Below are 18828 nucleotides of genomic sequence, written 5' to 3'. Positions count from 1 at the left end.
CCTCGTACCTGCGGACACACGCGGGCTGGGCACAATCGCACATCCGGCAAGGGCTTTGCGGCGACCGGCAGGCCCCGTCAAGGTGCCCCGGATGGCTTTCCGGGCGGGTCAGGGCTTGGCTGTGCTAGCCGCGTCTGGCGTCTTCCCCTCGGCCGGGCTGGCCTCGCGCACGGCGAGGCCGGACTTCAGGGCATCCACATCGCGCGCGACGACACGAGTACGCGGGTTAAGCTCGCTGACGATCTCCACCTCCTCGCCCTGGCTGCGCCCCGTCTCCACCTTGATGGCGCGCAGCTTGCCATTGGCATCGAGGGTGAATACCCGGTCGCCCGCCTCACTGTGCTGGATGGCCGCGGCCGGCAGCACCAGGGCCTTGCGCTGGGTGACGAGCTGGCCCTTGACGCGCAGCCCCGCCTTGAAGCGTGTCTCCGCCGGCAGGTCAACATAGGCAATGCCCGTTCGGCTGCGCAGGTCGATGGTGGGCGACAGACGACGCACACGGCCCTTCACCTCGTCGCCCAAGGGGCTGCTGAGCGTGACTTCCTGTCCCGGCTCCAGCTTGAGCAGGGTTTCGCCGGGCACCTCGGCGCGCCATTCGAGTCGCCCCTGGCGGATCAGGCGGAACAGCTCGGCTCCGGCGCGCACGATGTCGCCCTCACCGACGCTGCTGGCCGAGATGAGGCCATCGTCGGGCGCCAGCAGACGGGCCGAATCGAGCTTGAGCTGCTGTGCCTTGAGGCGTGCACGCGCCGCCGCCAGACGCGCGGTGGCGGTGAGCTTCTGCGTTTCGTACTGGGCCAGCTCCTGCTGGCTGACGCCACCCGAAGTGACCAGACGCTTGGCGCGCTCCAGCGTGGCCCCGGCCTGCGCATGCGCGGCCTCGGCCTCGACGAGCTGGGCATTCACGCTGTCGAGTTCGGCTTCGACACTGGCGGTGTCGAGCACGGCCAGCACCTGCCCCTTGCGCACCACGTCGCCCACGCTGACTTGCAGGCTGATCAGGCGCAGGCCGCCGATCTCGCTGTTGATGTGGATCTCCTGCCAGGGCATGACATCGCCCTGCACCTCGATGCGTTCGGGCCACATCTCGACGCGGGGGCGGACCAGGCTCACGCTGGGTGGCTCGGGCGCGGCCGCCGGTGCGCTGGCGACCGGCGCGGCGGACTGCGAGGGGGATGGGGAGGCTGCACTTTGCGCGAACGTCGGCGCGGCACAGGCAATACCGAGCAGCAGGGCGCACAGGCTGGGCGGATTAATAAGCCGGGATGCAATGGTCATGATGCGGAAGCAGTGGGGCGGGCCGTAGGCGCGGCCTTGATCTGTGCGGGCGGCACGCGGGCGACCTCGGGCTCGTACTGGGCGCCACCACCGGTGGCACGGTTGAGGGTGATCCAGGCCTGTAGACGCTCCTTCTGCACGCCCAGCAGGGTCTGCCGGGCGTCCAGCATGGCGCGGCGTGCGTCTTCCAGCTCCAGCAGATTGCTCGCGCCTTCGCGGTAACGGTGTTCCACGGTCCTGAAGTATTGCTGGTACTGGCTGGCGGCGACGCGCGCATTCTCGGCACGTTCATGCGCGGCGGCGTAGCGGGTGAGCGCGTTCTCCACATCCTGGATCGCCGCGCGTGCCTTCGCCTTGTACTCGGCCAGCGCTTCGTCATAGCGCGCCTGGGCCGCCTTGACGGCGGCATCACGACGCCCGCCGTCGAAGATCGGCAGGCTCAGCGAGGGGCCGAAGGACCAGGTACCCAGCGACAGGCCCCCGCCGCCACTATTGCCCGCCACCGAGTAACCGAGCGCGCCATTGAGCGAGATGCGCGGATAGCGGTCTGCCTCGGCCAGGCCGATGTCGGCCGAGGCGGCAGCCAGCGTGCGCTCGGCGACGCGCACGTCGGGCCGCTGCATCACGGCCTGCGCAGGAATCGCGACGTCGAAGCGGCGCGGCTCGGGCAGGCGGTCCAGCCCGGTGGGCGAGATCGCCAGCAGGCGCGCCAGATCGGGCCGCGCCATGCCGGTGAGGCGGGTGATGAGGTTCTCCAGTTGCTGGCACTGGGCACGTGTGCTGGCCAGACGGGTACGCGCCTCGGCCACCGAGGCGGTGCTGCGGATCGCCTGGTAGGGCGCGGTGAAACCGACCGCCACGCTGTCTTCGGTGAGCTTGCGGGTGGCCTCGCGCGAGGCCACGTCCTGCTCGCTCAGCGCAAGGTCGGACTGGCAGGCGCGATAGCTCAGGTAGGCGTCCGCCACATCGGCCGCCAGGCTCACCCGGGCGTCGGCCAGCGTGGCCAGGCGTGCCTGTTCACGCGCGGCCGCCCCTTCCTTGCCGCGTGTGACGGCGCCAAAGAGATCCAGCTCCCACGAGGAGTCGAGCGAGAACCAGCCACTGTTGCTGGGCCCCGCGCTCTTGCTGGCGTCTGCCCGCTGTGCGCCGCCACCGGCATCCACGCCAGGCAGCGCGGCCGCCTGGGCCTGAGTGTGATAGGCGCGCGATTCGTTGAGCCGGGCGATCGCCGCCTCCAGCGTCGGGCTGTGCTGGAAGGCGGTATCGACGAGTTGATCGAGCGCGGCGTCGGACAGCTCGGTCCACCAGGCGCCGGGCGTCGCCTGTGCGGGGTCCGCGCCCTCGGCTGGCGAGGTCCAGCGCGCCGGCACCTCGGTGGCGGACAGCGGGGGCGTGCGGTAGTCAGGGCCGACCGTGGTGCACCCGATCAGCAAAAGGGAAAGACAGAGCGCGCTGCGGCGGGCCGCCAGCGCGGTACGGCTGAACATGCGTGATCCTTGTTGTGTTGCAGGCGTGAAGCCGATGGGCAGGGTCCGACCATAACGCACCCGGCCCACAGCGTGATGACATGCATCACCGCGCAGTGTCGGCGCGGATTAGTGTCCGAAATCCCGCCCAGGTTCCGCAGGCCAATCTGGCCGGTCAAGCCAGCAGACCCGACGGCTTGCGAAAGCGCTTGCGCGCCGCCATCACCCGGGCATGCACCACGCAGTCCGGCGCATGGTCGTTGACCAGGCCCATCGCCTGCATGAAGGCATACACGGTGGTCGGGCCGACGAACTTCCAACCGCGTTGCTTGAGTGCCTTGGACAAGGCGATGGACTGCGGCGAGCTGGCGCGCACCACGACGCCATCCGCCATGGCGGGCGCTTCTTCATAGGCCCACACGAAGGCCGCCAGCGAACCGGCTTCCGCCACCAGTTCGAGCGCCCGCTGTGCATTGTGGATGGCCGCCTCGATCTTGCCGCGATGACGCACAATGCCGCTGTCCTGTAGCAGGCGTTCCACGTCGCCTGCGGTGAAACGCGCCACGCGATGGAAGTCGAAGCCATGGAAGGCGGTGCGGAAGTTCTCGCGCTTGGCGAGGATGGTGCGCCAGCTCAGGCCGGACTGGAAACCCTCCAGGCACAGCTTCTCGAACAAGCGCACATCGTCGTCCACCGGGAAGCCCCATTCACGGTCGTGATAGTCGAGAAACTCGGGCGCGGCGGCGCACCAGGCGCAGCGCGGCTGAGCATCGGGACCCGCCAGTGTGGTGACCTTCATGACAGTCTCCCCTCCGGCCTCAGGCGGCAAGGAACGCCAGCCGCTCGTCGACACGTGCCGGGCTCACCTGGATGATCTCGGCACTGACCACGGACTCGGCCACGAAGGGATCAGCCGCCACGCGCGCCTCCAGCTCGGCGCGGGTGCAGGCATGCGCGAGGATCGTCCCGCCCGCCGCCGGCTCGATGCTGCCCGCAAGCACAAAGACGCCTTCGGCGAAACCATTGCGCAGCCAGGCGTTGTGCGCCTCCATGAAGTCGCGTGCGCGGGCACGCTGGTCGGCAAAGCGAAGCAGGACGATGTACATGATGGGCTCGCGTGTCAGGGGAGATTTGGGCTGGCCGCAGGCTGCGGCAAGGCCGACAGCCAGTCGTCGATGTAGCCGGCCTCGCGGCGCAGGAAAGTTTCGTCGTGGAAAGCGTTGGCCAGGGCGGCGATGCCCTGGCTGCGCACCAGCAGATGCAGGGCCATCGCCTCGGCCTCGTCCGCATAGCCCAGCGCGATGAACTGACGGGCGAGCCAGTCACGGAACAGCGCGAACAAGGCATTGGCATCTTGTCGCGCGGGGTGGCTCAGCTTGGCGAGCTCCATGCACAGCGTGCCGACCGGACAGCCCTGGCGCATGATCGGCTCACGGTTCGCGACCAGCATACCGGCAAAGCAGCGCAGCCGTGCCACCGGCGTATCGCCGGCCTGCTCCCAGGCCTCCAGCATGGCGCGCGTGGTGTCGAGGCGATGCGCGATCACCGCGTCAAGGATTTCGTCCTTGGTCTTGAAGTGGTAGTAGAAATTGCCGCGCGAGATCTGCACCGCGTCGGCGATGTCGGCAAACGAAGTGTGGTCGAAGCCCTTGCGGTAGAAGAGCTGGTCGGCGGCCTCGACGATGAGGTCGCGGGTGGCGCTGCTGCCCATGATGGAACGACTTCCGATTAGGATGCTTGTCCTAGGCAGATTAGGACAAGCATCCTAGCGCGTCAAGCGCAGCGATCCGCGGACCGTTGCCCGGCGTCTACTTGGCGGCGAAGCAGTAGATGCGCCCGCTCCCCCCGGTGGACACCAACGCCTCCTGGCTGCAGCCACGCGAGGGATGAGAGTGCACCCAGGACTTGGCCGGCGGCAGTTCGTTGAGGCCCACACGGTCATGGTGGCCAACCTGGGCCGAGCCGGCACCGCTCTGCGTCCAGTTGCCGCAGGTAGTGTCCTGCGTGCCGCTGAAGGCCATGCCCATGGAATCCGAGCCGGTCAGGATGTCGTGCTGGTTGGGCCGGTCGCCCCGCCCATTGACCACCTCGCCCTTCTCAGTGAGCGCGGTCTGCTTGGTGATGTTGTTGTTACGGTGGAGTTCGTCCACATCGCGCGCGATCAGCTCGCCCTTGGCGTTGTACCAGGGGCCCTTGCCGATGCGGTCGCGTGCATTCACCCCCTTGGCACCGTCCCGGGGCTGGGTACTGAGGTAGGCACGCCAGGTCCGCTTGCCGGCGCCCACCGCCGTGGCCAGGTCCTGGCACAGCTTGTCGGCACCGGCCAGGCCGCCCAGGTCGGCGCCCTTGCCGCCGCCGGTGCTGCTCACGAAGAAACCCATGGCGGGCGCCTTGTCCGCCGCCTGCGTGGCGGGCGCGAAGCCCAGGCTGAGACCCAGTGCTGCGCTCAGGGTCATGACAAGCGTTTTCTTCTTCATCTGCACACCCCTTTCGATGCCAAGTCGTCACGGTGGAACAACGCACACACGCACGGCGGCCGTGCCGCGCTCGCGGGACTGCCGTCGCTGTGTTTATCCACTATATGTGACCCTGGCCGAATTGCTCCCCCTCGCGGCGGTTGCCGGCATCAGGCAAAGCCCCAGGGGGCGGCGTGCAAAGCGGCTACAAGCCTTGCTGCTGCAGCCAGTCGAGGATGCATTGCGCGGCCTGCTCCCAGTTGGGCTCGAGCATCATGCCGTGGCCCATGTCATGGAAGATGTGCGGCGCCACGTCGTAGGTGGTGGCGGTCTGGCGCACCAGACTTTCCGGGATCAGGTTGTCGTGCGCCGCGCCCATCACCAGCATGGGCGGGCGATGCATGCGCGCCGGCCGCGGCAGGTTGAACAGGCTCATGTCCCAGATCGCACGCATGGATTCGGGCTGGCTGCGCATGAAGTAATAGTGCAGGCGCTCGTTCGACACCGGCTGGTAGAACAGTGCATCGCGCAGCGACTCCAGGTGCGGCATGCCGCCGCCCATAAGGCGGTTGAGATCCAGCAGCAGCGACGGGCGCTCCATCATCAGCGAGAAGGTGGCGCTGGCGAGACCCGTCGGTGGCACCGCGGCCATCAGCACGACGCCCGGCACGTCTTCGTGTTCCAAGTACTTCTGCACCACCATGCCGCCCATCGAGTGGCCGATCAGCACCGGCCGCGCCGGCAGCCGTGCAACCACACGACGCACGTCGGCCACGTAGTCCTCGACCGACAGGGCGTCGAGATACTCACGCCCGGCGCTGGCGCCGTGGCCGGACAGCGACAGCGCGTAAGCCGCCCGCCCCTGCGCCGCGAACCAGGGCAGGAAGTGTTCCTCCCAGCACCAGGCCGCGGCGTAGGCACCATGCACGAACAGCAGCGGCGCGCCCTGCGACTCACCTTCCGGCAGATGGACCAGCAGTTCGAGATCGTCCTTGTTGTGCATGTTGGGCTCGATGAAGAAGGGGGATGACATCGCCATGGCGGCGATGTGCTTCACGCAAGAATCAGACCTTGGGCACCTGGATGCCGCGCTTGACGGCGGCACGCTTGGCGATGCTGTCGTACCAGCGCTTCACGCGCGGGAACTCGGCCAGCTCGATCTTCTGGCGCGGATGGCGGTTGATCCACGGCCAGGTGGCGATGTCGGCGATGCCGTACTCGTCGCCGGCAAGGAACTTGCGGCCTTCCAGGCGCTTCTCCAGCACACCGTAGATGCGCTTGGTCTCGCCCCAGTAGCGCGCGATGCCATAGGGCACGGTCTGCGGCGCAAAGCTCAGGAAGTGGTGCGCCTGACCCAGCATGGGACCCACCGAGCCCATCTGGAACATCAGCCACTGCAGGGCCTCGAACTTGCCGCGCTCATCAGCGGGCAGGAACTTGCCGTACTTGCCAGCGAGATACACCAGGATGGCACCAGACTCGATCAGCGTGATCGGCTGGCCGTCCGGACCTTCATCGTCCACCAGCACGGGGATCTTGTGATTCGGGTTCAAGGCCAGGAAGGCGGGGTCGAACTGCTCGTTCTGGCTGATGTTGACCGGCACGACCTTGTACTTGAGGCCCAGTTCTTCGAGCATGATCGAGACTTTGTGACCGTTGGGGGTGCCCCAGGTATAGAGGGTGATCATCGGGATGCTGCTCCTTGCTGCTCAGTGTTTTGCCTAGAGGGAAAAGCACGCCCCGGCCGCCCGACGCGTGCAGCGCAGAATGATGGCACGGGCACGCGCAGCCTGTACGCGCAGGGCGCGTGAATTTGCATCACGCAGGTCCGCGCCCGCCGCGCCCCCTCGTGCCGGCATGCCATCGAAATAAAATCTAGTTGCGATGGAAGCTCGCGTCGGGCATCTGCCCGCGCAGCAGCCACTCGCGTCGTGCCGGCTCGACCGGCGGCTCGAAGCTCGCCACGACCGACTCCACGTCGGGCGGCACCGGCGGCAGCACGGCGGGCTGCGGGAACAATGCCGCCAGCAGGCGGCCCCAGGCTTCACCGACGCGGCGGCAATCCGCACCCCCGGCGCGCTGCACCAGACCCAGGCTGACGTGTGCATCGCTACCGACCACCAGGCAGGCCCCCTCGCCATCGACGCCGTGCCACTGCGCGCGCCAGCCCTGGTCGTCCGCGCGTGCCAGCATGTCGAGCACCACGAAGGGCCCGCCCGGTCCGCTCAGGCTGCGGAAACCGTTGTCCTGTTCGCGCAGGCGGGGTGGTACGTAATTGCCGCCGGCGGCGAGACTGCGCCAGGCGCTGGTGAGCTGCAGCAGGCTTGCCTCTGCCTGCGGTTGGGGTAACAACAGATTGGCCGGCGGGCTCAGGCCCAGGGCCAGCAAGCGCTCGTTCATCAGGTCCAGCGGCAAGCGCTGAGCCATGGCATGCAGGGCGCTTTCATCTCCATCGCGCAACGCCGTACGCAGCGAGCGCGGCGCCAGTGCGCCGCCCGGCGCGACCGACAGGCCCGGTTGCGGCGCTGGCAACAGGCTGGCCGCGCTGACGACGCCGCGCTCCAGCGCCAGTGCGGCCAGATGCGGCCACCACCACTGGCCGACACGGCGTACCTGACTGACCCCGTCGGGCTCGCTGGCCGTCAGGCCGCCCACCCATGCCAGCACCGCGCCGCTGCTGTTGTCGATCAGCACGGCGGCACTGCCGGCCTGGCCGGTGGCGCGCAACTGGGTCAGCAAGGCCTGCTGCAAGCCGGCGTCGAGCAGGGTGGGCACGCGCTGGCCACGCTCGCTGAGCAGGCGCGCCGCCAGGTGCGGGGCCAGCGCATGGCGCGGCTGGTTGCGCGGCGCATCCAGCCGCGCCTGCGCCAGGCGCGTGATCTCCGGGCACAGACGCGCGCTGCCGAGCTTGCCAGCCAGGGCGCAGGCACGTTGTGCCACCAGCGCGGGCCGCGCATTGGGGCCGCGCAACAGGGCCGCGAGAATCACCGCTTCGCGCCGCGTGAGCTGAGCCGTGGGCAGACCGAACAACACCTCGCTGGCGGCCGCGATGCCCTGCAGGTCGCCGCGGAAAGGGGCGAGGTTCAGATAGGCTTCGAGGATCTGCGGCTTGCTCCAGTGCCGCTCCAGTTCGATCGCGGCGGCGGCCTGGTCCCATTTCTGGCCCAGGCTGCGGCGCTCGCGGCCGCGATTGGGCAGGGCCAGCGCCGGGTCGAGCAGGCCGGCCAGTTGCATGGTCAGGGTGGAGGCGCCGCGCCGGGTACCCCACAGGTTCTGCCACACCGCACCCGCAAAGGCGTACCAGTCCACGCCGCCGTGCTCGAAGAAGCGCTTGTCCTCGGCCACCAGCAGCGCCTCGCGCATGGCGGCCGGGAGGCCTTGCAATTCGATCCAGGCGAGGCGGCGCACCTGCGGGTCGAAACGGCGGTCGGCCAGGGGCAGGCCGGCACGGTCCACCAACAGGGCGTCGGACGACAGGTAGCCGCTCTTCACCGCGCCGAAGGCGGGCAGCACCGGCGCCTGGGCCTGCGCGGCGAAAGCAAGAGCCAGGATGAACGACAGCAGGAGGCGCAGCAGGACCTTCATGGGCACGACAGGGGACGCGGCAGGCCGCCATTGTGCCGCAGTGCAGCGGCGGCGGCGCGCGGCGCAGCGACGGGAGGCAGGGAGGCGTGACCGCCCCGGCTGACGGCCGCAGGCCCGTCGCTCAGATCGCGACGGCGTCCTTGCCCCTGATCGGCACGCGCCCCTTGCCCAGACGCTGCAGGCGGATCGGCGCGGGTTGCGGGGTCACCAGCGAGACGAAGACGTAGTGCTTGGGGCCGCTCCTGCCGACCGCGATCACGCTGCAGAAAGCGAATTCGCCGTTATGCACGCAGGTCGGCGTCATCTGCTGCAGGATCTGCGGCGGGAAGATGCGGGCGATGTCGGCGGGGGCGGATTCGCGCAGCACACAGTCCTGACTGCAGCGCATCGGGTTCCAGCGTCCGTCGGGCTCGCGCTGCTCCAGCTGCCAGCGGCCCTCCTTGACCTGCGCGTAGAAGGCCAGTTCGCTGAGCGCGCCGCCGCGGCGCACGATGGCGTAGGTGCCCTCGTCACTGCGATCCAGCGCATGCGCGAGGGGAGAGAGCAGCAAGGCAAGGACGATCAGCAGCGGGCGCGACATGGCGCCTCCTTTCAGGCGGCAGGGGCAGCGCTGAGCGCGGCGGCAACGGCCGCCTGGCGCGCCTGGCGCACTCGTTCGGGAATCAGGCTCTTGTCGCTGAGCCCGCGCGCGATGGCACCGGCATCGACCGCGGTGTACGCCGCGGCAGCCTGGCGCAGGCGCGCCGGCTGCGGGTAGTTGTCGAGCATGAAGCCGGGACGGCCGAGGAAGTCGCAACAGCAGGCGGCCAGCAGTTGCTCGAAGCGCTGCGGCCGGCGCAGCACGTCCACGCGTTCGAGCAGGCGCGCCACGGTATCTGGCCGCATCTGCATGGCCTGGTGCACGCTGCCATGCTCGCGCGCGGTCAGCACCGCCAGCTCACGGCAGTCCACCGGCAGACGCAGGCGCTCGGCCAGCGCCTCCACCAGGGGCACGCCCAAGGCCTCGTGGCCATGGTGATGCGGCCAGTTGTCGCGCGGCGTGACGCCTTTGCCCAGGTCGTGCAGCAGGGCGGCCACGCGCACTGGCAACGCTTCGTCGCGCGCCGCCGCCTGGTCCACGACCAGTTCGATGTGCAGGCCGGTGTCGACCTCGGGGTGGTATTGCGGTGGCTGCGGCACACCGTACAGCGCGTCCAGCTCGGGCAGCAGGCGCGCCAGCGCACCGCACTCGCGCAGCACCTGCAGCATGCGTGCAGGGCGCTGCGCCATCAGGCCGCGCGCGATTTCCTGCCACACGCGCTCGGGCACGAGGTGGTCCACCTCGCCCTCGCGCACCATGCCGCGCATCAGCGCCAGGGTCTCGGGAGCCAGCGTGAAGTCAGGGAAGCGCGCGGCAAAGCGCGCCACGCGCAGGATGCGCACCGGGTCTTCGGCGAAGGCCGGGCTGACGTGGCGGAACACGCGCACGGCGAGGTCGCGCTGGCCGCCATAGGGGTCGATCAGGCGCCCCGCGTCGTCTTCGGCGATGGCGTTGATGGTGAGGTCGCGACGCAGCAGATCTTCTTCCAGCGTCACCGTGGGTTCGGCGTGCACCACGAAGCCGCTGTAGCCGTGTCCGCTCTTGCGTTCGGTGCGCGCCAGCGCGTGCTCCTCCTGCGTCTGCGGATGGAGGAACACCGGGAAGTCCTTCCCCACCGGCTTGTAGCCTGCCCCCAGCATGGCCTCGGCGGTGGCGCCGACAACCACCCAGTCGCGGTCCTGCACGGGCAGGCCCAGCAGGCGGTCGCGCACGGCGCCGCCGACGATGTAGCGGGTGAAGGGGGAACTCATGAAGGCATCAGGGCTGGGTCAGCGCAACCGCGCACTTGCCTTGATTGTGGCTGATCAGCAGGGGGATGGCGATGCCCTTGAGGCTGCCCAGGTCGCGCGTAAAGGAACGGATGGCCGGGTTGGTCGGCGTGCTGCGCAGGTTCAGCCGCAGGGTATCGGCCCCCAGCTCGCCCTGCCCGTCGCCGACGAGGGCGAGCCAACTGGCACTGCCTTCCAGCTTGTCGATGTGCAGCGTCTGGCCGGTGATGCGCGCATTGAGGGTCAGTGCGGCCAGTTCGGTGCGCTCGTCCGCCGCGCACACGCGGCTGCCACCCTGGCGGGCCTGCCAGGCCGGTTGCAGCTCGCGCAGGCTGCGCGCGAGGTCGATGCCGTCGAGTATCGGCAGGGCGTAGCGTAATTGCCAGGTCTGCACCAGGCTGTCGCGCAGCGCGTGGCTGTCGTCACCCCGCGCCTCCAGGCCCAGGCTGCCGTCGGCGCGCCCGGTCAGGGGCAGGCTCAGGCCGGCGCGCTGCGCCCAGGCCTGGGGGTCGAGCTTGTCAAACTTGAACTGCCCACCCAACTGACGCGTCGCCGCGTCGTAACTGAGCTTGCCGCTGGCCTTGCTGCCCTCGCCAGCCAGGCGCAGCTCGGTCAATTCCAGGCGCCCCGCGTTGAGGCTGTAGGGGCTTTCCAGCCCGGCATAGGTTCGTCCGTCCCATTGCAACTGATCCACCCTGAGGCGACCACTGGCCTTATGGCGCTGCAAGGGCGCCAGCGGCAGCGTCACGGGCTGGGCATGGCCGGGCGTCAGCCAGGCGTCGAGGTTCAGGTTGCGCGCCAGCAGGTCGAGCTGCCCCTCCAGCGGCAGCAGGTGGGCCAGGCGCCCCTCCAGGCGCAGCGTGTCCTGGCCAGCGGAGAGATCCAGCGCCACGCGGCCCGGCCGCTCATCCTCGCCTTTGGCTGCCTCACCCACGCGCCAGGCGACGGCCCCGCCCACGCGCAGCAGGCGCGCCTCGGGGCGCAGCCAGGGGGCATCAAGATGGGCCTCACCACGCAGTTCGTCCATCCGCAGCAAGCCGCCTTCGCGCTCGAAGCGCAACGGACCGGCCAGATCCAGGGCCGGCCCGCCCGCACCGTTACCACCCACGCCGTCAGGCGCCCAGTGCAGGTTCAGGCTGGCCGCACCAAAGCCACCCCGTGTCGGGGCGATGCCCTTGACGGCCAGGCGCAGGGTGGAGGCCTGGTCGCCCACGAGTTGCGGGTCGGCGCCCAGGCTGAGGCTGGCGCTGGCACTAGCGGCGACCGGTGCGCCGTCCTGCCAGCGCAGTTGGGGCAGGTCCAGCGACAAATCCAGCGGACGTCGCTCCTGCTGGGCGGCGAGGCTGGCCGTCACCTGCTCGACACGCAGCTCTTGGCCGCTCCCCCAGGCCAGGCGCGCGGCGGAGAGCTGCAGGCGCGCCTCCTGCAGGCTGTCTACACGCCCGCTGAAGCGCAGCACCGGCTGCACCAGGGTCCGCAGGGCCGCACCGTCTTCCTCGGTGGCCTGCAGGCTGGCCGTCAGTTGCAGCTTGCCGGCCAGACCAGGCTGGCTGGCTGCCAGCTCGGCGCCGACTTGCACCGAGCCGCGCCAGGCAGCGCGCAGCTCCGGCGCGCGCAGGGTGACTTCGCTCAGGCGCAGGTCCAGGCCGCTGCCCTCGTCGCGCAGGTGCAGCGCGCCCTGGCGCAGGGCCAGGCTGTCCAGCGCCAGGCTGGCCTGACTGTCGGTGGCCAGGCGATCGAGCAGCGCGGCGAGATCGGCGCCGTTCCAGTTGCCATCGCGGCGCCGTTGCAACTGCAGGCTGCCGCCCTGCAGCTCGATATGCTCGATCACGATGCGGCGCCACACCAGGGGGCCGATGGCCAGGCTCAGGCGGGTCGGCCCCAACTCGGCGAAGACCTGTTCGCTGTCGACCTCGCTGAGCTGGGCACCGGCCAGGCGCAGGGCCGGGCGCGGCCACATGGCCAGACGCAGGCCGCCGTCGATGCGCAGGCTGCGCTTGCTGTGTTCGGCGACCTGGCGCACCAGTTCGGCTTCGAGCCGGGCGACGTCCAGGGTAAGCCAGACGTACAGCGCGAAGGCCAGCAGGGCGGTGCACAGGCAGCCGAGCAGGAAGGCGACGGTCTTGAGGATGAACGCGGGGCGGATCGACACACCGGGGTCTCGCGAAGACGGACCCGCCACGCTAACAGCGGGCCCCGGCCGCCACAAGCGACCAGGTCATGAAACGGTTCAGGTGGGCGGCCGGACGGCCGGCAGGCGCAGGCTGAACACGCTGCCGCCGCCGTCGGGGCAGCGCACATCCACGCTGCCGCCGTGGCGCTCGGCCACGGTGTGCACCATGGCCAGGCCGAGGCCGACGCCGGGAATGCCGCGCTCGATCGCATCCGGCAGGCGGCCGAAGCGGCGGAACAGGCGCGCACGGTCGGACGGCGAGATGCCCGGGCCATGGTCGGCCACGCTCACCACCCAGTGCTCGCCGCCACGCTGCAGGTTCAGCTCGATGAGGCCGCCGCTGGCACCGTACTTGATCGCGTTGGACAGCAGGTTGACCACCGCGCGGCGCAGCAACTCGGCGCTGCCACGCACCCAGGCCTCGTCCACCTCGCGGCTGCGGCGGACCTCGCAGCCGGCCTTCTTCGCCAGGGCCCACACCTCGTCGGCTGCGTCGTCGAGCACGGCGCCCAGCTCGACCGGCTCGTAGCGCGTCGGGTCCGAGGCCTCGGCGCGCGCCAGGCGGAAGAATTCGTCGGCCAGGTTCAGCGCGTTGTGCGCCTGCGCGCGCACCGCCGGCAGCAGCTCCACTTCCTCCGGCTGCAGCTCGATCAGGTTGATGATCGCGGCCAGCGGCGAGCGCAGGTCGTGCGACACGAAGCGCATCGTGTCCTCGCGCGTCTGCTGCGCGGTGCGGCTGGCCTGGGTGGCGCGGCGCACGATGGCCAGGCGGTGCTGCAGCGGGTCCGGCCCGCCGGCCTCGGGCAGGGCCACCTCGCGCCCCAGCTCGGCCAGCTCGGCGTCGAGGAAGCGCTGGGTCGCCTCCAGGCGGCGCCAGCTCCACAAGGGGTAGGCCACGATGCAGCCCAGCAGCACCGGCATCGGCCCCAGCCAGATGCGGCCAAAGCGCAGCAAGGCCGCCGCGGTAAGTACCGCCACCAGACCCAGGGCGAGCGTCCACAGCAAACCGGCACGCGCGCTGCTGCGCCCCAGTGCCACCATCAGCAGCAGGGTGGCGAGGATCGCCGCCAGCGCCTGTGGCCATGCGCCGACCAGACCGATGGCATCGTCGTGGCGCAGCGCAGTCAGCACGTTGGCATGCACCTCGATGCCCGCCATCGGCCGCGAGTGGCCCGAGGTGGGCACCGGCACCGAATCGGTCATGCCCAGCGCGGTGGCCCCGACCAGCACGTAGCGCCCGGCGATGCGCTCGGCCGGCACGCGCCCGGCCAGCACGTCGGCATAGGACACCTGGGCGAAGCTGCCCGGCGGGCCGACGAAGGGGATGCGCAGCCAGTCGGCGCGCTTCCACAGGCCGGTGGCGGCTTCCGTCACCGGCATCGGCGGTGTGGCACGGGCGGGTTCGCCCAGGCGCAGCAAGGCCAGTGCGAACTGCGGCAGATGCGCCTGTTGCCAGCCCTCGGCCAGGTAGACGCTGCGCGCCATGCCGTCCGGATCCAGCTCGACCTGGATATGCGCGAGGCTGGCCGCGGCGGCGGCCAGCGCTGGCTGTGGCGGCGTCTCGCCGACGATCTCGCCATTGCGCTCGGCCTGCACCACCGGCAACACCACGCGGCCGTTGCGGCGCATGGCGGCGGCCAGGGCATCGTCGTCACGCGTCGGCTCGGCGAACACCAGGTCCATGCCGACGGCGCGTGCACCGGCGGCACTCAGGCGGTCCAGCAGCACGCCATGCACGCCGCGCGCCCAGGGCCAGCGGCCCAGCTCGGCCAGACTGGCGTCGTCGATGGCAACGATCAGCACCGTCGGGTCGGCGGCGCGTGGATTACGTGCCAGCAGGCTGTCGTAGAGTGCCAGGTCGGCGCGCCAGAACACGCCGCTGAAGGCAGCCAGCGCTGCCAGCGCGCAGGCGCAGGCGCTGGTCAGGCCCCACTCGACGAGAATGCGCTGGCGCCTCAGAGAAGCAGCAGCGGGGTCAGCAGCAGCAGCCATTTCCAGTTGTAGGGGATGTCGAACTGCTGGGTACTGCTCCAGTCACCGACGAAACCGTCGGCATCGGTGGCGCGCACCCGCACGTAGTAGCTGCCGCCGCCCGGCGAGGGCAGGTTCAGCTTCGGCTCGGCGACCTCTCGGCGCTCTATCACACGGGTGAAGGCGGCGTCCTCGGCCAGCTCGAACGCGAAGCGCTGGCCAGGCTCACCGGGCCAGGCGAAGTTGAGACCGGCGTCGTCCAGGCTGGGCGCCTCCGGCGCGGCCTGCGGCGCACCCAGGGTGAAGCGTTGCGGGTCACCCCAGGGGCCACGATCGCCATCGGGACGGATCGAACCCAGGCGCCACTGGTAGTCGCCCGGCGGCAGCGGCACGCTCAGTTCGGTGGCGTCCACCGCTTCGTGGCGATAAGCCGGTTCGGCGAAGCCTGCTGCCCCGGCGATTTCGACGCGATAGCGGCTGATGCCGGCCTGCCCGGTCCACGCGAGCTTGACGGCTTCACCGCGCTGCTTGCCGCCCGCACGCGGCTGGGTCGCAAAGGGCGGCTCGGGGCGCGCCTTGAGACGCAGGTCGACACCCGCATCCATGCCTTCCAGCCCGCGCGCGTCGATGGCGCGCAGCACCAGGCGGTAGTCACCATCCGGCAGGCCGGGAATGCGCGCCTCGCGGCCGCTGACGGTCTGCTCGTGCAGGATGCGCCCCCAGTGTCCCTCCCCGGCAGGCAACACTAGTACACGATAAGCCTGAGCCGTGGGCATCTGCGGCAAGGGTACGCGCATGAGCGGCCGCTCATACAGCAGCGGAATGCCACTGACATCGGGGCGCGGCAGCAAGGGCAGGCTGCGCTGCGTGGCCCCCTCGCCCAGCACCGCGCCATGCCCGGCCGGCACCGCCAGCCCGCGGGTCAGCGCGCCACGCCGCGCCGGCCCGGCCACCACGCGGCCCTCGGTGACCTCGATGCGGGCGGCCTTGCCATCGATGCCGACGACCGCCCGGAATTCGGTGCCGCGCACGCCGATGATGGCGGTCGGGGTGCGGATCTCGTAGCGAGCGGCCGGCCCGCGCTGCGCTTGCACGCGGTTTTCCACGCGCCCGCTCTGCAGTTCGATGCGGCTGGCCTGACGACCGTGCACGCGGTCGCGCTGCAAGGTCTCCAGGCGCAGGCTGCTGTCGGGCTTCACCACCAGGCGCGAGTCGTCGGGCAAGACCAGCACGGCGTAGCCATCGGCGCCCGTGCGCAGGAGCTGGCCCACCGCCAGGCGCACACCGGAAGGCACCGTCTGACCTTCGATGCTGACGGCGCCGCTGACCGATTCGACCAGGGCCTCCAGCGGATCGGGCTTGAGCAGGCGCACGGGGATGCGCAGCACGCGCCCCGGCAGCAGCCGATAAGGGTCTTCCACGCGATTGAGGGTCTGCACCTGGCGCCAGTCGCCCGGGTTGGCCAGCAGGCGTTCGCCGATGCCGATCAGGGTGTCGCGCGGCAGCACGGTGTAGTTCAGGTCATCGGCCGCGCCGAGTGGCCCGGACCCGGCAAGCAAGCCCAGCGTCAGCAGGGCGGCGGGAAACTTCGCAAACATGAAGAGCACCTCAAGCTTGTCTGGACTACGGCGCATCGGCAGGCTTGCCGCGACGCCCCGGCTTCGGCCACACTCCGCGGGCCTGTTTCCGCTGACTAGATCAGCATATCCAAAAGAGAGGGGTCGATATGAGTTTCTTCAGCGAGTTCAAGGAGTTTGCCCTCAAGGGCAATGTGGTGGACCTGGCCGTGGGCGTGATCATTGGCGCGGCCTTCGGCAAGATCGTCGACTCCATGGTGGGCGACGTGATCATGCCCCTGGTCGGCGCGGTGGTCGGCAAGATCGACTTCAGCAATCTGTTCCTGGTTCTCGGCAGCGTGCCCGAGGGCACGGCGATGACGCTGGATGCGCTCAAGAAGGCCGGTGTGCCGGTGCTGGCCTACGGCAACTTCATCACCGTGGCGATCAACTTCATGATCCTGGCCTTCGTCATCTTCATCATGATCAAGCAGATCAACCGCCTCAAGCGCGAAGCCCCGGCCGCGCCAGCCGCCGCGCCGGCGACGCCGGAAGATGTGCTGCTGCTGCGCGAGATCCGCGACTCGCTGAAGAAGTAAGCCCTGCCCGCACGCGCGCACAGGCATGGCCACGGCCATGCCTGTTTTCGTTCACCGACCGACTTGCACCCTCCCGCCGCCCGCCGGACAATCCCGGCCTTGCCTGCCGTCCCCGTCGCACCATGAATCTGCCCCCCCGCCGTCTCACCGTCGCGCCCATGCTCGACTGGACGGACCGCCATTGCCGCTACCTGCATCGCCTGCTGGCGCCGGATGCCTGGCTCTACACCGAGATGGTGACCACCGGCGCGCTGCTGCATGGCGACGTGGCGCGCCACCTGCGCTTCAACGCAGAGGAACACCCGGTCGCGCTGCAACTGGGTGGCTCCGAACCCGACGCGCTGGCGCGCTGCGCGAAGCTGGGCGAAGACTGGGGCTACGACGAGATCAACCTGAACTGTGGTTGCCCCAGCGAGCGCGTGCAGAACGGCGCGTTCGGCGCCTGCCTGATGGCCGAACCGGCACTGGTGCGCGACAGCGTCAAGGCGATGCGGAATGCCGTGAGCATTCCGGTCACGGTGAAGCACCGCATCGGCATCGACCGCATCGAGGACTACGCCTTCGTGCGCGACTTCGTCGGCACCGTGGCCGAAGGCGGCTGCACCACCTTCATCGTGCATGCGCGCAATGCCTGGCTCAAGGGCCTGTCGCCGAAGGAGAACCGCGAGGTGCCGCCGCTGCGCTATGAGTTCGCGCACCAGTTGAAGCGTGACTTCCCGGCGCTGGAAATCCTCGTCAATGGTGGCATCAAGGACAGCGCGCAGATCGCCCAGCACTTGCAGCACCTGGACGGGGTGATGATCGGCCGCGAGGCCTACGACAACCCCTGGGCGCTGGTGGAGTGGCAGCGGCTATGTTTCGACCCGGCCTGGGACACGACACGAGCGGCCGTGATCGCGCAGTTGGTGGATTACGCCACGCGCGAGCAGGCCGAGCACGCCACGCCGCTACGCGCGATGGTGCGCCACTGGTTGAACCTGGCCAACGGGCTGCCCGGCGCGCGCCAGTTCCGGCGCATGCTGTCGGACCCACAGTTGTTGAAGGATGCTGGCCCGGAGCTGATCCTGCGGGCCTGGGAGAAAGTCGGCGCGGCCGGCTGACCGGGCACGCGCCGTCGGATGCGGAAGGATTACTCGGCGCCCGCTTCTGCGGCCTCGGCCGAACCCGGCTCCACTGCTTCCAGGCGATAACCGAAGTTGTAAGTGGGCACCAGGCGGTAGCCGTTCTCGGGGCGCAGCGCGAGCTTGCTGCGCACGCGCGAGATATGGGTGTCCACGGTGCGCGTGGCGAGGTCCGGGTTGCGGCCCCACACCGACTCCAGCAGGTGGCCACGCGACAGCAGGCGACCCAGGTTGCGGAACAGGAACACGGCCAGGTCGAACTCCTTGTCGGTCAGTTCCACCGGACTGTTGTTCACGCTGATCTGCTTGTGCTGCAGGTCGATCACATAGGGCGGCGCCTCGATGTTCTCTTCCGCGTTGCGCGGCTTGGAACGGCGCAGCACGGCCTCGATGCGCGACATCAGGATGCGCTGGCTGACCGGCTTCACGATGTAGTCGTCGCCGCCCACCGCCAAACCCGCCACGATGTCGTCCTCGGATTCACGCGCGGTCACGAAGATCGCCGGCGTGGTGTCGCGGCGCTCTTCGCGCAGCCAGCGCACGAAGGCCTCGCCCGGCTGGTCCGGCAGCATCCAGTCGACCAGGTAGAGATCGACGCTCTCGCGCGACGCAAAGCGCAGGATATCGCGCGTCAGGCCGAAGGCATGCACGTCGTGGCCAGCTTCCTTGAGCCAGGCCGTGACCAGGGCGGACTGGGTGGGATCATCCTCCAGCAGAGCGATGCGCATGAGCTTTCCTGTCAGGACACTTGAATGTCAAACATTGTAGCGCCCGC

Annotated in this window: 17 protein-coding genes; 2 read left to right on the top strand and 15 right to left on the bottom strand. The window is 69.7% G+C overall.

From position 1 onward, the window contains the following. Positions 1-108: 108 nt before the first annotated feature. The 14 genes from NMB43_RS01165 to NMB43_RS01100 all read right to left on the bottom strand — a co-directional run bounded on the left by NMB43_RS01165 (position 109) and on the right by NMB43_RS01100 (position 16375). On the bottom strand, positions 109-1278 hold the full coding sequence (locus NMB43_RS01165) for an efflux RND transporter periplasmic adaptor subunit (protein ID WP_494350322.1): 1170 nt from the start codon (positions 1276-1278) through the stop codon (positions 109-111). Then, positions 1275-2765, bottom strand: a complete 1491-nt coding sequence (locus tag NMB43_RS01160; protein ID WP_494350321.1) for an efflux transporter outer membrane subunit — start codon at positions 2763-2765, stop codon at positions 1275-1277. Before NMB43_RS01160 ends, NMB43_RS01165 begins: the two co-directional genes overlap by 4 nt. Positions 2766-2919: 154 nt before the next feature. Then, entirely contained in the window at positions 2920-3543 is a 624-nt protein-coding gene (locus NMB43_RS01155) for a DNA-3-methyladenine glycosylase I (RefSeq protein ID WP_494350320.1), read from the bottom strand. A gap of 19 nt (positions 3544-3562) precedes the next feature. Next, positions 3563-3850: a YciI family protein gene (locus tag NMB43_RS01150; RefSeq protein WP_494350319.1), complete on the bottom strand. Its 288-nt coding sequence runs from the start codon at positions 3848-3850 to the stop codon at positions 3563-3565. Positions 3851-3864: 14 nt separating this feature from the next. Next, entirely contained in the window at positions 3865-4455 is a 591-nt protein-coding gene (locus tag NMB43_RS01145; RefSeq protein ID WP_494350318.1) for a TetR/AcrR family transcriptional regulator, read from the bottom strand. A 97-nt stretch (positions 4456-4552) separates the two neighbouring features. After that, complete coding sequence (locus NMB43_RS01140) at positions 4553-5221, bottom strand: hypothetical protein (protein WP_494350317.1); 669 nt, start codon at positions 5219-5221, stop codon at positions 4553-4555. Between the two features lie 184 nt (positions 5222-5405). Then, positions 5406-6203 carry an alpha/beta hydrolase gene (locus NMB43_RS01135; protein ID WP_494352180.1) on the bottom strand — a complete coding sequence of 266 codons (798 nt, stop codon included), beginning with the start codon at positions 6201-6203 and terminating at the stop codon, positions 5406-5408. A 61-nt stretch (positions 6204-6264) separates the two neighbouring features. Further along, a complete protein-coding gene (locus NMB43_RS01130; protein ID WP_494350316.1) occupies positions 6265-6888 on the bottom strand; it encodes a glutathione S-transferase family protein in 624 nt (207 codons plus the stop codon). Positions 6889-7075: 187 nt separating this feature from the next. After that, positions 7076-8785: a transglycosylase domain-containing protein gene (locus tag NMB43_RS01125; protein ID WP_494352179.1), complete on the bottom strand. Its 1710-nt coding sequence runs from the start codon at positions 8783-8785 to the stop codon at positions 7076-7078. A gap of 121 nt (positions 8786-8906) precedes the next feature. Continuing rightward, positions 8907-9365: a hypothetical protein gene (locus tag NMB43_RS01120; protein WP_494350315.1), complete on the bottom strand. Its 459-nt coding sequence runs from the start codon at positions 9363-9365 to the stop codon at positions 8907-8909. 11 nt (positions 9366-9376) lie between these two features. After that, positions 9377-10615, bottom strand: a complete 1239-nt coding sequence (locus tag NMB43_RS01115) for a multifunctional CCA addition/repair protein (RefSeq protein WP_494350314.1) — start codon at positions 10613-10615, stop codon at positions 9377-9379. Positions 10616-10622: 7 nt separating this feature from the next. Next, complete coding sequence (locus NMB43_RS01110; protein ID WP_494350313.1) at positions 10623-12785, bottom strand: AsmA family protein; 2163 nt, start codon at positions 12783-12785, stop codon at positions 10623-10625. A gap of 78 nt (positions 12786-12863) precedes the next feature. Beyond that, positions 12864-14798 (bottom strand): CHASE2 domain-containing protein, encoded by a 1935-nt coding sequence (locus NMB43_RS01105; RefSeq protein ID WP_494350312.1) that lies wholly within the window; start codon positions 14796-14798, stop codon positions 12864-12866. Then, positions 14762-16375, bottom strand: a complete 1614-nt coding sequence (locus NMB43_RS01100) for a FecR family protein (protein WP_494350311.1) — start codon at positions 16373-16375, stop codon at positions 14762-14764. The genes NMB43_RS01105 and NMB43_RS01100 overlap by 37 nt, the downstream gene beginning before the upstream one ends. 128 nt (positions 16376-16503) lie before the next feature. Here NMB43_RS01100 and mscL point away from each other — a divergent pair, with 128 nt between their 5' ends. After that, on the top strand, positions 16504-16932 hold the full coding sequence (gene mscL / locus NMB43_RS01095; protein ID WP_494350310.1) for a large conductance mechanosensitive channel protein MscL: 429 nt from the start codon (positions 16504-16506) through the stop codon (positions 16930-16932). 122 nt (positions 16933-17054) lie between these two features. Then, positions 17055-18032, top strand: a complete 978-nt coding sequence (gene dusA / locus NMB43_RS01090) for a tRNA dihydrouridine(20/20a) synthase DusA (RefSeq protein ID WP_494350309.1) — start codon at positions 17055-17057, stop codon at positions 18030-18032. A 29-nt stretch (positions 18033-18061) separates the two neighbouring features. Here the strand turns inward: dusA and NMB43_RS01085 are convergent, their stop codons facing one another. Beyond that, complete coding sequence (locus NMB43_RS01085; protein ID WP_494350308.1) at positions 18062-18781, bottom strand: response regulator transcription factor; 720 nt, start codon at positions 18779-18781, stop codon at positions 18062-18064. Positions 18782-18828: the final 47 nt, after the last annotated feature.

Source organism: Uliginosibacterium sangjuense (genome assembly GCF_059132465.1).
This window is presented reverse-complemented; position numbering and strand designations above follow the sequence as displayed.